General features: G+C 32.1%; 17 protein-coding genes. 8 read left to right on the top strand and 9 right to left on the bottom strand.

Annotated elements, in window-relative coordinates:
* Positions 1-6: 6 nt before the first annotated feature.
* Positions 7-597 (bottom strand): carboxymuconolactone decarboxylase family protein, encoded by a 591-nt coding sequence (locus AC1EUV_RS04205; RefSeq protein ID WP_480197415.1) that lies wholly within the window; start codon positions 595-597, stop codon positions 7-9.
* Positions 598-663: 66 nt separating this feature from the next.
* Between AC1EUV_RS04205 and AC1EUV_RS04210 the strand changes: the two genes are divergently transcribed.
* Genes AC1EUV_RS04210 through recJ form a run of 3 tightly spaced genes read left to right on the top strand, consistent with a single transcriptional unit; the run spans position 664 to position 3,808 of the window.
* Complete coding sequence (locus AC1EUV_RS04210) at positions 664-1,677, top strand: dipeptide epimerase (protein ID WP_480197416.1); 1,014 nt, start codon at positions 664-666, stop codon at positions 1,675-1,677.
* Between the two features lie 14 nt (positions 1,678-1,691).
* Positions 1,692-2,111 carry an OsmC family protein gene (locus AC1EUV_RS04215; protein WP_480197417.1) on the top strand — a complete coding sequence of 140 codons (420 nt, stop codon included), beginning with the start codon at positions 1,692-1,694 and terminating at the stop codon, positions 2,109-2,111.
* A gap of 2 nt (positions 2,112-2,113) precedes the next feature.
* Complete coding sequence (recJ, locus tag AC1EUV_RS04220; RefSeq protein WP_480197418.1) at positions 2,114-3,808, top strand: single-stranded-DNA-specific exonuclease RecJ; 1,695 nt, start codon at positions 2,114-2,116, stop codon at positions 3,806-3,808.
* On the opposite strand, the gene AC1EUV_RS04225 is transcribed toward recJ, so the two are convergent.
* The 5 genes from AC1EUV_RS04225 to AC1EUV_RS04245 all read right to left on the bottom strand — a co-directional run bounded on the left by AC1EUV_RS04225 (position 3,805) and on the right by AC1EUV_RS04245 (position 7,232).
* Positions 3,805-4,101 carry an STAS-like domain-containing protein gene (locus AC1EUV_RS04225; protein ID WP_480197419.1) on the bottom strand — a complete coding sequence of 99 codons (297 nt, stop codon included), beginning with the start codon at positions 4,099-4,101 and terminating at the stop codon, positions 3,805-3,807. The two genes, recJ and AC1EUV_RS04225, sit on opposite strands and share 4 nt — an antisense overlap.
* A gap of 2 nt (positions 4,102-4,103) precedes the next feature.
* Positions 4,104-5,063: a hypothetical protein gene (locus AC1EUV_RS04230; protein WP_480197420.1), complete on the bottom strand. Its 960-nt coding sequence runs from the start codon at positions 5,061-5,063 to the stop codon at positions 4,104-4,106.
* A gap of 9 nt (positions 5,064-5,072) precedes the next feature.
* Positions 5,073-5,558: a hypothetical protein gene (locus AC1EUV_RS04235; protein ID WP_480197421.1), complete on the bottom strand. Its 486-nt coding sequence runs from the start codon at positions 5,556-5,558 to the stop codon at positions 5,073-5,075.
* A complete protein-coding gene (gene rpe, locus AC1EUV_RS04240; protein WP_480197422.1) occupies positions 5,555-6,205 on the bottom strand; it encodes a ribulose-phosphate 3-epimerase in 651 nt (216 codons plus the stop codon). Before rpe ends, AC1EUV_RS04235 begins: the two co-directional genes overlap by 4 nt.
* A 163-nt stretch (positions 6,206-6,368) precedes the next feature.
* On the bottom strand, positions 6,369-7,232 hold the full coding sequence (locus AC1EUV_RS04245; protein WP_480197423.1) for a sigma-70 family RNA polymerase sigma factor: 864 nt from the start codon (positions 7,230-7,232) through the stop codon (positions 6,369-6,371).
* A 395-nt stretch (positions 7,233-7,627) separates the two neighbouring features.
* Here AC1EUV_RS04245 and AC1EUV_RS04250 point away from each other — a divergent pair, with 395 nt between their 5' ends.
* The 4 genes from AC1EUV_RS04250 to AC1EUV_RS04265 all read left to right on the top strand — a co-directional run bounded on the left by AC1EUV_RS04250 (position 7,628) and on the right by AC1EUV_RS04265 (position 10,063).
* Complete coding sequence (locus AC1EUV_RS04250; protein ID WP_480197424.1) at positions 7,628-8,191, top strand: RNA polymerase sigma factor; 564 nt, start codon at positions 7,628-7,630, stop codon at positions 8,189-8,191.
* A 1-nt stretch (position 8,192) separates the two neighbouring features.
* Positions 8,193-8,369: a hypothetical protein gene (locus AC1EUV_RS04255; RefSeq protein ID WP_480197425.1), complete on the top strand. Its 177-nt coding sequence runs from the start codon at positions 8,193-8,195 to the stop codon at positions 8,367-8,369.
* Between the two features lie 40 nt (positions 8,370-8,409).
* Positions 8,410-9,210 carry a mechanosensitive ion channel family protein gene (locus AC1EUV_RS04260; protein ID WP_480197426.1) on the top strand — a complete coding sequence of 267 codons (801 nt, stop codon included), beginning with the start codon at positions 8,410-8,412 and terminating at the stop codon, positions 9,208-9,210.
* A 394-nt stretch (positions 9,211-9,604) separates the two neighbouring features.
* A complete protein-coding gene (locus tag AC1EUV_RS04265) occupies positions 9,605-10,063 on the top strand; it encodes a hypothetical protein (RefSeq protein ID WP_480197427.1) in 459 nt (152 codons plus the stop codon).
* 105 nt (positions 10,064-10,168) lie between these two features.
* Here AC1EUV_RS04265 and AC1EUV_RS04270 read toward each other — a convergent pair whose 3' ends face one another.
* Positions 10,169-12,400, bottom strand: coding sequence for a polyribonucleotide nucleotidyltransferase (locus AC1EUV_RS04270; protein ID WP_480197428.1), 2,232 nt, complete (start codon positions 12,398-12,400; stop codon positions 10,169-10,171).
* Positions 12,401-12,568: 168 nt separating this feature from the next.
* The gene (rpsO, locus tag AC1EUV_RS04275; RefSeq protein WP_480197429.1) at positions 12,569-12,838 is read right to left on the bottom strand and encodes a 30S ribosomal protein S15; all 270 of its coding nucleotides are present in this window, start codon (positions 12,836-12,838) and stop codon (positions 12,569-12,571) included.
* A 178-nt stretch (positions 12,839-13,016) separates the two neighbouring features.
* Here rpsO and AC1EUV_RS04280 point away from each other — a divergent pair, with 178 nt between their 5' ends.
* Positions 13,017-13,868: a hypothetical protein gene (locus tag AC1EUV_RS04280; RefSeq protein WP_480197430.1), complete on the top strand. Its 852-nt coding sequence runs from the start codon at positions 13,017-13,019 to the stop codon at positions 13,866-13,868.
* Between the two features lie 46 nt (positions 13,869-13,914).
* Here AC1EUV_RS04280 and accD read toward each other — a convergent pair whose 3' ends face one another.
* The gene (gene accD / locus AC1EUV_RS04285) at positions 13,915-14,775 is read right to left on the bottom strand and encodes an acetyl-CoA carboxylase, carboxyltransferase subunit beta (protein WP_480197431.1); all 861 of its coding nucleotides are present in this window, start codon (positions 14,773-14,775) and stop codon (positions 13,915-13,917) included.
* Positions 14,776-14,819 lie beyond the last annotated feature (44 nt).

Genomic DNA, 14,819 nt, shown 5'->3' on the forward strand with positions numbered 1-14,819 from the left:
CAACTTCTAAACATGTTTCCCCTTTTCCCAGCCATGTTTTCCTAAATATTGCTCGCCACTTTCAACTGCACCATCTTCAATTGAGGTTCCCATAGAATCATTCCAACGGTTTAGATATCCAAATAAAGAAATTACGCCGAGCATTTCTACTATTTCGCCTTCATCCCAATATTGGTGTAAACGTGTTTTTATTTCTTCGTCAACAGCATTAGGTACCATAGAAGCAGCTAATGAAAAATCTAAAGCAGCACGTTCGGCTTCATTAAACGCAGGGTGTGTTCTATATTCCCAAATATTATCTAATTGATCTTGCTCTGCTCCATAACGCTCAGCAGCTCTAATAGCATGAGCTTGGCAATAACGACATCCTGTTGAGTTACTACTCACCCAAGCAATCATCCGCTTTAGCGCAGAAGTAACACGTCCTTCATTTGCCATTACAGCTTTATTTAAATTGATAAATGCTTTGCTAATGGCCGGTCTTCGTTGCATGGTTAAAACAGAATTTGGGCAAAATCCCAATGTTTCATTAAAAAATTCAGCCAATTCTTTGGTTTCTAAATCGTGATTTGGGTCTAAAGGTGTTACTAAAGGCATAGATTAAAATTTTATGGAAGCCAAATATATAATTTATTAACTTTAATTAATAGAAAACGGAGGTATTTGGAAATCATTCTAAGAACATATGTGCTAAAATTGAAAGAGCAATTTACAATTGCCCGCGATTCTTACGATGAACAAGAAATATTAATTGTTGAGTTAAAAAATGATGGATTTTCAGGCTTAGGTGAAGCAACAGCAAAGAGTTATTACAATATCACTACTGATAAAATGATCAAAGCTATAGAAGCAGTTAGAAATACTATTGAAAATTGTAATGATTTAGAGCCAGCTTTTTTTTGGAAAAAAATGCACCCTATTTTTCAAGAAAACATGTTCGCCTTATGTGCTTTAGATATGGCTTATAATGATTTATTTGCGAGAAAGAATAATAAAAAGTTATATGAATTGTGGCAACTGCCAATTGATCATAACCCTTTAAGTAATTATACCATTGGTATTGATAGTATCGATGTAATGGTTTCTAAATTAAAAGAAACACCTTGGCCAATCTATAAAATTAAATTAGGCACACCTGATGATATCAAAATAATTAAAGAACTACGCAAACATACTAGCGCTATTTTTAGAGTAGATGCAAATTGCGGATGGTCAGTTTCTGAAACAATAACGAATTCTAAAATTTTAAAAAAACTCAGTGTAGAATTTATTGAGCAACCATTAGTAGCTGATAATTGGAATGGTCATAAAGAGGTTTTTCTAAAATCTGAATTGCCTATTATTGCAGACGAAAGTTGCTTGATAGAGTCTGATGTTGAAAAATGTTATAAGCACTTTCATGGAATCAATATAAAATTGGTAAAATGTGGAGGTTTAACACCAGCAAAGAGAATGATCGAAAGAGCAAAAAAACTGAATATGAAAACCATGGTAGGTTGTATGACAGAATCTAGCGTAGGTATATCTGCTATAGCACATTTACTACCGTTATTAGATTATGTTGATATGGATGGAGCTTTACTTTTAAAAAATGATATTGCTAGAGGAATAACAATTAATAATGGAATAATAACTTATAGTAAGCAAAAAGGAATTGGAGCGACTTTGATTAAATAAAAATAAATACAATTATGACGACAAATAAAGTAAAAACAACATGGAAGGGCGGTATGCTTTTCGAATCTATGAATCCAACTGGTAATACATTATTTATAAATGATGGTGAAGATTCAGATAAAGAAGTATACAAGCCTAAAGCATTAATGCTATCTTCTTTGGCAGGATGTTCGGGTTTAGATGTAGCGTCTCTTATTAAAAAAATGCGTGTTGATGTAACAGATTTTAATATTGATATTGAAGCAGAATTAACGGATGAACACCCTAAATATTATCATAAAGTAGATATGAATTTTCATTTTTATGGTAGTGATCTCGATGAAAAGAAACTTAATAAAATAGTAGATCTTTCAATCGAAAAATATTGCGGTGTTATGGCTATGTTTAAAAAATTTGCTGATGTAAATGTGAGTGTGAATTTTCACAATAGCTAAATATGCGTTGGACGCTAAAAAAATCACCTCCAAAAGAAAAAGTAACCCAACTTTCTAAAGAATTAGCTATTGATCAAAGTTTAGCTTCTCTGCTAGTGCAAAGAGGAATTGAAACTTTTGATGAAGCTAAAACATTCTTTAGGCCATCTTTAAATGACTTGCATGATCCGTTTTTAATGCTAGACATGCTAAAAGCTGTTGAACGGATCGAAGCTGCACTTCTTCAAAATGAGAATATATTAATCTATGGAGATTATGATGTAGATGGTACCACGGCAGTTTCGTTGGTTTCATCGTACTTGAAATCATATTATACGAATGTTGCCACCTATATTCCTGATCGTTATAAAGAGGGTTATGGTGTGTCGTATCAAGGAATTGATTTTGCCGAGGATAATAACTTTACACTGATAATTGCTCTAGATTGCGGTGTTAAAGCAGTAGACAAAGTGTCGTATGCTAAAGAAAAAGGTATAGATTTTATTATCTGTGACCACCATAGACCTGGAGATAACTTACCCGAAGCCATTGCTGTTCTTGATCCTAAAAGAGATGACTGCGATTATCCTTATGATGAATTATGTGGTTGTGGAGTAGGGTTTAAACTTATTCAAGCATTAGCATCCCGAAAGGGTCAAACAATAGGCAATCTTATTGAGTATCTAGATTTAGTTGCTACAGCAATTGCAGCAGATATTGTTCCTATAACAGGTGAAAATAGAATTCTAACGTATTATGGTTTAGAACAGATTAATACGAGCCCTAGATTAGGGATTAAAGCCATTATCAATCAGTTAGACAAGCCAAAACTTACAATAACTGATGTTGTTTTTATTATTGCGCCGCGTATAAATGCAGCTGGTCGCATCAAGCATGGTAATCATGCAGTTGAGCTTTTAACTTCTACAGACTTGGAACAAGCTTTAGAATTTGCTGCTGCCATTGAAACCTATAATACGAGTAGACGAGATTTAGATAAACAAATTACTAAGGATGCATTGCAACAAATAGAAGCAAATAACGAGCAAGAACATTTTACAACCGTAGTCTTTGATAAAAATTGGCACAAAGGAGTAATCGGTATAGTAGCGTCTCGTTTAACCGAAACATATTATCGCCCTACACTTGTTTTTACAAAAAACGAAGATAGGTTGGCTGCTTCAGCTCGTTCTGTTTCTGGTTTTGATGTGTACAATGCTTTGGAAGCTTGCTCAGAATATATTGAGCAGTTTGGAGGTCATAAATATGCAGCAGGGCTAACGCTGTTACCTAAAAATTATGATGCTTTTAAGGAAAAGTTTGAGGAAGTTGTAAAGGATACAATTCCCGAGGAGTTAAGAACTCCAGAAATTAAAATTGATGCTGAAATAGATTTAGCTGATATTACACCAAAATTTTATCGAATATTAAAGCAATTTGGTCCTTTTGGCCCAAAGAACATGAAGCCAGTATTTTTACTAAAAAATGTATATGATACTGGTTATGCTAGAAAAGTAGGAGGTGATGAAACACATTTAAAACTAAAAATAAGCGATGGAACACATAGCTATGACGCTATAGGTTTTGGTTTAGGAAACTGTTGTGAGCAACTAAAAAACAAGCAAGCTTTTGATTGTATTTTTACCATAGAAGAGAACGTATGGAATGGTAAAACTTCGTTGCAATTAAACGTGAGAGATATAAAAATTGAAGCTTAGCTTTTCACTTCAGTATTTACAATAAAATTTAAAATAGAATCGTAAATTATCTCTTGAAGAGTAGAAGATGCATCTTCGATATGTACTTTATTATAAAATTCTTCCGATTTTAATAAATTATATAAAGTACCGAAAATTGTTTTCGCACTTTTTGTTGTCATTGCAACAACTCCATTGAAGTTGACTTTGACAGTACTACCAGCTTCAACCAAATCTTTTAAATCATTATATATCTCGTCACTTTCTTCATCTGAAATGATTGGGCCATATTTTTCATGTAAATTATAATTCATTCTTAATTTGATGAGAAATTTATTCTTAAATCTAAATCTAAATTCTTTCGTGATTTTTTTAAAATATCCCCAACATCTATGCCAAGTTTAAAAGGAAGTTTTAAATAAATAATAGTGCCGCCCCAGTATGGAGAATTATTGGTTGATTCTTTACCAAATTTAATAGAAAAATTTGACTTTGAAGAAAAGACTTCAAGAAAACCATCATATTTCTTTACAATTTCCTTAACAAACCATAGACCATAACCCATATGATTAGAATCAGGTTTGGATGTTACTCCTTGGTCAAAAGCGATCTTCATCAAAAAATTATCTTTTAAATCTTTATACTTCTCTACCTTTCTTAAGGTATTAATTAAACCGTCGGCCGTATCGGCACATGCTATTTCTATAAAACTTTTTGTGCCCCGGGCTAATATTATTGACTTAGTATCATCAGTTGCATGGCTATAAAAATTTGAAGAAATTTCACCCCCACATATCATAATTGCTTCAATGAAAAGTTTAGCATTATTTCCATAAAAATTATTTAATTCATTATTAAAATTTTTATCAAAATCTTTTTTTGACTTTATTTTTCCCCTTAATAAAGCCTGTGGAGCAATTAAAAAAGTTTGGGTTTTTTCAATTTTTAAACTATCAAAAGTCTTTGTTAAGGGTCTATTCTTCACGTAAGCGTTCATAAAATTTTCAAACCCATACTGAGGTATAAAATTATTAATTGGTGCCTGACTTGGTCTATGAATTTTTGGACGATTAAAACACTTTTTTTCTATAGAGAATTCAATAAATTTATAGAGTACGAGCATACCGATAATGTCCACCTCTATAATCTTTTCAAGATTGAGAAAGAAATTCGGTTTTTCCTTTCCAGTATAATTAAAAATAAAATTGAATTTGCTTATTATTCCAAATAGCGCATTTGCTATTAACTTTTTAGGAAGAGTAACTACATGATTCATATAAAAAAATTACCCTTGGTCATTTAGTGCCTTTTTCAATAAATAGAAAAAACTTTTCTCTTTAAAAGCGCTTTTATTCTTTGAATTTTCCGCGACATTGATAATATAATCTCTAAACTTCTTTATATTACTCGCAGAATCCTTATCTAAGAAAATCATCTGATCTGATAAAATTAAATTATTCAACTCTTCAAGCTCTTGTGGAGTAATAGGTGTACTTATTGGGTTTTTTTTACAAAGCTTATTAAATAATGAGTTGGCCTTAGGAATAAATTCAATTATTTTATCCGCTTTATTCTTTTGTATATGGGCTTTTACCTCATATTCCTTTGCCTTCCTTTCTATTCTATCATTTATAAAAAGAGCAACGATTATACTCACGATAATATTTACGACAAGCAAGATATTTGTAAAATTATCGTCGTTAATCATTTCTACTTGAATTTTTTCAGGCAAATCTTGCAGTATAAAATATTTTAGGATTAATGATTTCAAATTTTCTTCAGATTGGCAATGGTTTCAGTTGGGTTTTCACTTTTAAACACAAAGCTTCCAGCAACTAGTACGTCAGCTCCGGCAGCTAATAATTTCCCAGCATTTTTATCATTAACGCCGCCATCAATTTCAATCTTTGCAGATGAACCAGATTTGTCAATTAAATCACGGAGTTGAATAATCTTTTTATAAGTGTTTTCTATAAATGATTGACCTCCAAAACCAGGATTTACGCTCATTAAACATACCAAATCGATATCTCTAATAATATCTTCTAAAACGGCAATTGGCGTATGTGGATTTAATGCAACACCAGCTTGCATACCTTCAGCTTTTATTGCCTGAACAGTTCTGTGTAAATGTGTGCAAGCTTCATAATGTACAGTTAATATATCTGCACCAACTTTTTTAAAATCAGAGATAAAACGATCTGGATCTACAATCATTAAGTGCACATCCATTGTTTTTTTAGCATGCTTTTTAATGGCTTGTATTACTGGCATCCCGAATGAGATATTCGGAACAAAAACACCATCCATTACATCTATATGAAACCAATCGGCTTCACTGTTGTTGACCATTTCAGAATCGCGCTGTAGGTTGGCAAAATCGGCAGCTAAAATAGAGGGAGCAATTAAATGAGACATACTAAAAATGTTATTTTAATAAGGTTTTGGCAAATATAGCTAAAACCAAAGAGCCTATGGCTCAAAAAGAAAACTCTCGCAAGGCGAGAGTTTTCCATTCATTAATCAAAAAACGAATAGTTCTTGACTACTCATGTTGATAAAAGTATAAAATCGTTAGGTGTTAACCTAAATATGTTCGTAAAATTTTACTTCTTGAAGTATGCTTTAATCTTCTGATTGCCTTTTCTTTAATTTGACGAACTCTTTCGCGAGTTAAATCAAACGTTTCACCAATCTCTTCTAATGTCATTGGATGTTGATCACCTAATCCGAAATATAATAATACTACATCTGCTTCACGTGGAGTTAACGTTTCTAAAGCACGCTCAATTTCCACTTTAAGTGATTCATGTAATAAACTTCTATCTGGGTTCGGAGATTCTCCAGAACGCAATACATCATATAAGTTAGAATCTTCACCTTCAATTAAAGGAGCATCCATAGAGACGTGACGACCAGAATTCTTCATAGATTCTTTAACATCATTTACTGTCATATCTAACTCTTTTGCAATTTCTTCTGCAGAAGGTGGTCTTTCATTTTCTTGCTCTAAACGCGCAAATGTTTTATTGATCTTATTAATAGACCCAATTTTGTTCAATGGTAAACGAACAATACGAGATTGTTCAGCTAGTGCTTGTAAGATAGATTGACGAATCCACCATACAGCATACGAAATAAATTTAAAACCACGAGTTTCATCAAAACGTTTTGCCGCTTTAATTAACCCCAAGTTACCTTCATTTATCAAATCAGGTAATGTTAAACCTTGATTTTGATATTGTTTGGCCACAGAAACAACGAATCTTAAATTTGCTTTTGTCAATCTTTCTAAAGCAACTTGATCACCAGCTTTGATACGTTGAGCTAACTCAACTTCCATATCAGCAGTAATTAAATCTACTTTACCTATTTCTTGCAAATATTTGTCTAGCGATGCGGTTTCTCTGTTAGTAACCTGTTTTGTAATTTTAAGTTGTCTCATATAATTGTTTTATATTAATACTTGCTTTAATTCTTGCTCGTACCTATATATACGTAAGTCTTTGCAAGAATGTTACAAAACGTATAAAAATTATATTAATTATATAAAATAGTACATCCATAAAACAATTAAAGAAGTTTAATTCCTAAAAAAGTTAATTTTAAGTATAAAAATTGTGTGACCTAATAAATATTATTGTGTCATATAATATGAAAAAGGGAAAGAAGTATTGAAAAGTTGTTATGAAAGAGAGAAACACAGATTTGAGTTAAGATAAAGCAAGTGAATTTTCACTTGCTTTTGTTTTTATACTATAATAATAGTATCTTTTTTAAGCTTAATGTGACCTGTTAGATATTTGTGTGTCTTATGGTTGTAAAAAGAAACCTAACTAATTGAATACCCTTAATAACATTCATCAATTGAGTGATGAAGAATTGGTGAAAGATATTGTGCTGACCAAAGACAGTACCTTATTCGCTGAACTATATGATCGATTCGCATCTACGGTTTATAACAAGTGTTTAGGGTTTGCAAAGTCTAAGGTTGAAGCAGAAGATCTAACACATGATATATTTATTAAGCTTTTTGTAAAGCTTGATACTTTTAAAGGAAACTCCAAATTTTCAACTTGGTTATATTCTTTTACGTATAATTTCTGTGTAAACTATATTCAAAGAAATTCATATAAAAATAAAGAGCAAGTAAAAGAAGTTGTTGTTAGCGAGAATTCTGTAGAAGAGGTTACAGATTATGACATTTTTCAGATTAAAACTGATAAATTGAAAAGAGTATTATCGGTTATTGATCCGAGTGATAAAATGATTTTGTTATTAAAATATCAAGATGACCTTTCGATAAAGGAAATTCAAACGATATTAGACATAAAAGAAAGTGCGGTGAAGATGAGGTTGAAAAGAGCAAGAGAAAAAGTAATGGAAATCTATAAAAATATGTAATATGGAGAACCCGTTCAAAAAAATATTACATCAAGAAGAACTTCCTAAAGTGTTAAAGGATAGAGTAATGAATGATATTTCACTCATTAAATTAAGCATTGATATGGCTGACCTTTTTGCAGTTAAATACCCAAATACTATCGAAAGTTTATTGAAAACTCCGAAAAAACCTGACTAATCTAATAAAGTATAAAATGATACCCTCGCAAATTGAAAAAATGAATCTATCGACAATCCAAGATTTTGGTAAAGACTTATTAGTTTATTTACCAAAAATATTAGGTGCCTTAGCTGTGTTAGTTATAGGTTGGCTAGTGATAAAAATAGTTGTTTCACTATTAAGAAAAGTGTTAAATAAAACTAAGATTGATACTTGGGCAGATAAGTTGAATGAAATTGAAATTTTCAGTAACTCTAACTTTACTTTTAAGCCAGCCAACTTTATTCTTTACATAGTAAAATGGTTTTTATTTTTAATATTAATAGTTGTAGCATCAGATATTCTGGGCCTAGAAATGGTTTCTAGAGAAATAGGGAACCTAATTGGCTATTTACCTCAATTATTTAGTGCAATAGCAATTTTTATGATAGGTATTTACATTGCCAGTATTGTTAGAAATGCAATACAGTCATTATTTAAATCTGTTGGACTGAGCGGATCAAATGTAATAGGCAATATTGTGTTTTATGCAATTACGGTTATTGTATCTATCACAGCGTTAAATCAGGCTGGAATTAACACTGATATTATCACGAGTAATTTAACAATAATCTTAGGTGCTTTGTTATTAGCATTTAGTGTTGCTTTTGGATTAGGCTCAAAAAACATTATTGAGAGATTGCTTTTCGGATTTTATTCTCGAAAGAATTTAACAGTGGGACAAAGAATTAAAATTGGAGATACTGAAGGAATTATAGAGTCATTGGATAATATAAGTGTTGTATTAAATACGGACAACGGGCGATTAATGATTCCAATAAAAGAGATAAACGACAATATTGTTGAAATAAAAAATTAAAATACTCTTGATGTCTTTTTTATGAAGGAGAAATTGTGTGAAAAAGATAAAAAACATTTGAATTAATCAAAAAACGAATAGTTTTCGACACAAGAGTATTTAATTTAAAAATAGAAGTTTAGTTAGGTTCTATTTTGAGAGGTGGTAGTATGACTCCTCAAACAATTACTATCATTTTCTCAACCGATAGTACAATCAATCATAAGAAGGGTAAAGATTGTATTATCAAAAAAGCTCCTCGAAAGAGGAGCTTTTGATTTTTAATTATTTAGCTATTATTATTAATTATGCATAATTAATAATAAACTTTGGTAGAATAATGAAAGTGTTTTAAGCAATGATTACCCACCTTTGTATTTAAGATATAATAAAATCTACTTAATGATTTTCTAAATTGAAAGATCTAACTTATATACTATTAATTATTATTTGTTTCTCGTGTTCTAATGATGACGATATTCCTGATAGAATATTACCGAAAGAACTTATTGGATTATGGGAACCGCAACTTTATAAAAATATTTGCCCACCAAATCCAGAAAACACTATCTATTATTCAAACTGTAGAAAGAATGAGATTATAGAATTTTTAAGTGATGGAACTTTTAAAGAACAAACATGGGTTACAAACGATGATAGTTGTAATAAAGTTTTAGACGTTTCGGGATCTTGGTATGTAAAATCTAATGTTTTAATTATTTATAGAAGTCTAGGTTTTGGTTATCATACCGATTATGAATTTTGGGAGGTTTCCTCAACTCAATTAAAACTAAGAGACCCCTTAATATTTGGCTTTTGTGATGATAATATTACGGGAAATAAAGGTTATACACTTTATTTAAAAAAGATTTAATTTTTAAATGGGAGAATTATATAAGCTAAAGATTATACCTATCTTATTATAAATAAAAAACCCTCAATTGAAAATTGAGGGTATATACTTTTTAAAAAACAAAAATTAATCTCTTTTAGCTTCTCTAGGTTTTCTATCGTCTCTGCGATTATCACGCCCACGATTATCTCTGCCATTATTTCTATTATCTCTAGGAGGTCTAGCAACATAACCTTCAGGTTTTGGTAAAATTGCTTTACGAGACACCTTTTCTTTACGAGTACGTTTATCTATACCAAAGTATTTTACATCAAATACATCTCCCATGTTTACAACATCAGATACATTTTCTGTACGTTCCCAAGCTAATTCACTTACGTGTAGTAATACTTCGTTTCCTGGAGCTTCTATGTATTCTACAACAGCACCAAAATCTAACATCTTGATTACTTTTACTTCATATACACTTCCAACTTCTGGCTTAAATAATAAAGAATCAATTTTCGCCATAACAGCATCAATACCCTTACTACCAACACCTAGAACCTCAACAATACCTTCTTCTGTTACAGGGTCTTCATTAATAACAATGGTGGTCTCAGTTTCTTTTTGCAATTCTTGAATTACTTTTCCTCCAGGACCAATTAAAGCACCAATAAATTCGTTTGGAATTCTTCTTGTCACCATTGTAGGAGCATGCTCTTTAACATCTGCATTAGGAGCAGAGATTGTATCAGTCAATTTTTCTAAAATATGTAAACGACCATCACGCGCTTGTTTTAGTGCGTTCACTAAAATCTCGTAGCTTAATCCTTTTACTTTAATATCCATTTGGCAAGCAGTAATACCATCAGCAGTACCAGTTACTTTAAAGTCCATATCTCCTAAGTGATCTTCATCACCTAAAATATCAGATAATACAGCATATTTTCCAGAATCTGCGTCAGAAATTAATCCCATAGCGATACCTGAAACTGGTTTTTTCAACTGAACACCGGCATCCATAAGCGCCATAGTACCAGAACATACAGTAGCCATAGAAGATGAACCATTAGATTCTAATACTTCTGAAACCACACGTACGGTATACGGACAATCATCAGGAACCATACCTTTCAATGCGCGCTGTGCTAAGTTACCATGACCCACTTCACGACGTGATGTTCCACGAATAGGTCTAGCTTCTCCAGTTGAAAAAGGAGGGAAATTGTAATGTAAATAGAAACGTTCTTCTCCTTCGAAAGATGGCATATCTATTTGATTTGCTTCTCTAGATGTTCCTAAAGTTACAGTTGCTAATGCTTGTGTTTCACCTCGTGTAAAAATTGACGAACCATGTGTTGAAGGTAAATAATCTACCTCACACCAAATTGGTCTTATCTCATCGGTTTTACGACCGTCTAGACGTAAACCTTCGTTAAGGGTTAAATCTCTTACAGCAGCTTTTTCAGCTTTACTATAGTATTTAGAAATTAAACCTCCTAAATCTTCTAATTCTTCTTCAGAAAATGTAGCTTTAATTTCTTCTTTAATTTCAGAAAAAGCAGCATTACGTTCATGTTTTGCAGAACCAGCTTTTGCAACGGCATATACTTTATCATACGCCATATCGTGAATTTTCTTTGCCAATTCTTCATCTTCTCTCTCTGGCTCATACTCACGTACTTCTTTTTTGCCAAAAGCTTCAGCTAATTTTACTTGAGCGGCACATTGTACTTTAATAGCCTCATGAGCAAACTTAATAGCTTCAGTCATTTCTTCTTCAGAAATCTCATCCATCTCACCTTCTACCATCATTACAGAATCAGCAGAAGCACCAATCATCATATCGATGTCAGACTCTTCTAATTGAGCTCTTGTTGGATTGATAATAAACTCACCATTCACACGACCTACACGGGCCTCGGAAATAGCGCACTCAAAAGGGAAATCTGATAACTGAATAGCGGCCGAAGCTGCTAATCCTGCCATTGCATCTGGCATTACATCTTCGTCATGAGACATTAACTGAATCATCACTTGAGTTTCTGAATGATAATCTTTAGGGAATAATGGACGTAACACTCTGTCCACTAAACGCATTGTTAATACTTCACCATCACTTGGCCTTGCTTCTCTTTTAAAGAAACCGCCTGGGTATCTTCCTGCAGCAGCAAACTTTTCACGATAATCTACCGTTAATGGTAAAAAATCTACATCAGCTTGTTTGTAATTGGAAACAACTGTACATAATAACATACATTTTCCTGATTGCACCACAACACTACCATGAGCTTGTTTTGCTAATTTTCCGGTTTCGATAGAAATTTCTCTACCATCACCTAGGTCAATGACCTCTCTAAATACTTTAGGTATCATAAATTTTAAATTTTAATCTACATATAGCAGATTAATTAAACATTGGTTTGTTGTGTTGTAGTTGTTGTTAACCAATGAAAAACTATAAATAGCTTCTTCTAAAAATGTAGTTTAGACTCTTACAAGAGTATATTAAAAATAAAAAAGAGGCGCAAGGCCTCTCTTTTGTTATTTTCTTAACTTTAATTCTTTAACGATTGCACGATATCTCGTAATATCGTTTTTCTTTAAATAATCAAGTAAGCTTCTTCTTTTACCAACTAATTTCACTAATGAACGCTCAGTATTAAAATCTTTACGATTGTTTTTTAAGTGCTCAGTTAAGTGATTAATTCTGTGAGTAAATAAAGCGATTTGCCCTTCTGAAGAACCTGTGTCTTGTGCAGATTTTCCGTGTTTTTTGAAAATCTCTGCTTTCTTTTCTTTTGTTAAATACATGCTAACATTAACTTTTATTAATAATTTTTATGTATCGATCTCTAAATCGAGCGGCAAATATATAACTATTATTTTGATTAACACAGTTTTATTAGTCTTTGTAAAATTATTTTCAGGGGATATTAAACCTTTTAAAATTCTGAAAGTCAAAGAGACAGAACTTTTAAAAATTTGTGTGATGAAAAAACAAAAACTGAATTTTGGAATTATTGCTTTATTATTAATTGGCTTGGTATTTACTAGTTGTAGTAACGATGAAGCCTTAATCGACGACAATGCGTCGTCAGAAATAGATTTAAAAGCTGCTGAAAGTGAAGCAGAAATAGATAAGATTTCTGATGAAACAAGCGCTATTATAGAGGAAGTTTATTTAACCGAAGAATTTCCAGAAACAAAATCACTTTCAACAGATCGTTATTTACCCGACTGTGTTACTATTACCATAGTTTTAGAACAAAACATGAAAACGGTTACTATTGATTTTGGTGATGGTTGCGAACTTAGAAATGGTAACATTGTAAGTGGTAAGATCATATTACAATACGAAAAGGATCCAGGAGCATCTGTTATGAAGTCGTTTGAGTTTGATGGATTTACATTTAATGATAAAGATGTAGCTGGAGGAGGATCTATTTTAAGAGAAAAAGAGAATGGTAACGGCAATCCACAATCTACAAAAACATTCGATGTTACTGTTACCTGGCCAGATGGCGCGTCTGCAAATAAGAACGGAACTAAAGTTAGAGAAATGATTGAAGGCCAAGAGACTTCAGCTTGGGGAGACAATGTATTCTTAATTACTGGTAATTGGATGTTTACAAGAAGAAATGGAACTGTACTATCGGCTGAAATTATTGAAGCTTTGCGCAGAGAATTAGCTTGTAAATTTATAGTAAGCGGAATTGTAGAATTGAATAAAAACGAAAATAACGCTGTGCTGAATTATGGTGATGGAGCTTGTGATGACTTAGCTACCGTTAGTATTAACGGAGGCGAAGAACGAGAAATTCATTTAAGTAATTTGAGATAAAAAAGGGAAAGATAAAAGAGCGGCAAATTAATTTGCCGCTCTTTTTTTATGATCTTATCGGTTGATTTAGAATTAAATCTAGATATAAATTAATTTGCTCTTTTAAATTTTTTCGTTCAATAATCTTATCTAAAAAACCGTGTTCTAAGACAAACTCAGAACGTTGAAACCCTTCTGGTAAATCTTTACCTACGGTATCTTTCACAACACGCGGCCCTGCAAAGGCAACCAAAGCATTAGGCTCGGCAACATTTATATCACCCAACATAGCGTAAGAAGCAGTTGTACCTCCAGTGGTTGGATCTGTACATAGTGAAATGTATGGAACTTTTACTTCAGCTAATTGAGCTAATTTTGAAGAAGTTTTTACCAGCTGCATTAATGATAACGATGCTTCTTGCATACGGGCACCACCAGATTTAGAGATCATTAAAAAAGGAATCTTATTTTTAATGGAATAATCAATAGCTCTAGCTATCTTTTCACCAACTACACTACCCATAGAACCTCCGATAAAGGCAAAATCCATACAAGCAATTACCAAATCTTTACCATAAGATTTACCAACTGCAGTTCGTACAGCGTCTTTAAGTTTCGATTTTTTTTGAGCCTCTTTTAATCTGTCAGTATATTTTTTAGTATCAACAAATTTTAAAGGATCTTTTGCAGTTATATTAGCATCTAATTCTTTATACTTATTGTCGTCGAATAAAATCTCGAAATATTCATTACTCCCGATTCTGACATGATAGCCATCTTCAGGACTTACATATTGATTTTCTTTTAACTCTTCAGTATCAACAACTTTACCACTAGGTGTTTTATACCAAAGCCCTTTCGGTACATCTTTTTTTTCTTCTGTAGGAGTTTGAATTCCTTTGTCTTTACGTTTAAACCAAGCAGACATATTAAATTATTTGGGCTGGCAAGTTACTAAAAAATTAAGTTTGC

Source organism: Maritimimonas sp. 2304DJ26-3 (genome assembly GCF_056591635.1).

Coding starts and splice junctions, on each gene's coding strand:
- AC1EUV_RS04230 (WP_480197420.1), bottom strand. CDS start 5,063: ATGAATCATGTAGTTACTCTTCCTAAAAAGTTAATAGCAAATGCGCTA.
- AC1EUV_RS04255 (WP_480197425.1), top strand. CDS start 8,193: ATGGAGAACCCGTTCAAAAAAATATTACATCAAGAAGAACTTCCTAAA.
- AC1EUV_RS04280 (WP_480197430.1), top strand. CDS start 13,017: ATGAAAAAACAAAAACTGAATTTTGGAATTATTGCTTTATTATTAATT.
- rpsO (WP_480197429.1), bottom strand. CDS start 12,838: ATGTATTTAACAAAAGAAAAGAAAGCAGAGATTTTCAAAAAACACGGA.
- rpe (WP_480197422.1), bottom strand. CDS start 6,205: ATGTCTCATTTAATTGCTCCCTCTATTTTAGCTGCCGATTTTGCCAAC.
- AC1EUV_RS04245 (WP_480197423.1), bottom strand. CDS start 7,232: ATGAGACAACTTAAAATTACAAAACAGGTTACTAACAGAGAAACCGCA.
- AC1EUV_RS04215 (WP_480197417.1), top strand. CDS start 1,692: ATGACGACAAATAAAGTAAAAACAACATGGAAGGGCGGTATGCTTTTC.
- accD (WP_480197431.1), bottom strand. CDS start 14,775: ATGTCTGCTTGGTTTAAACGTAAAGACAAAGGAATTCAAACTCCTACA.
- AC1EUV_RS04225 (WP_480197419.1), bottom strand. CDS start 4,101: ATGAATTATAATTTACATGAAAAATATGGCCCAATCATTTCAGATGAA.
- recJ (WP_480197418.1), top strand. CDS start 2,114: ATGCGTTGGACGCTAAAAAAATCACCTCCAAAAGAAAAAGTAACCCAA.
- AC1EUV_RS04260 (WP_480197426.1), top strand. CDS start 8,410: ATGAATCTATCGACAATCCAAGATTTTGGTAAAGACTTATTAGTTTAT.
- AC1EUV_RS04205 (WP_480197415.1), bottom strand. CDS start 597: ATGCCTTTAGTAACACCTTTAGACCCAAATCACGATTTAGAAACCAAA.
- AC1EUV_RS04270 (WP_480197428.1), bottom strand. CDS start 12,400: ATGATACCTAAAGTATTTAGAGAGGTCATTGACCTAGGTGATGGTAGA.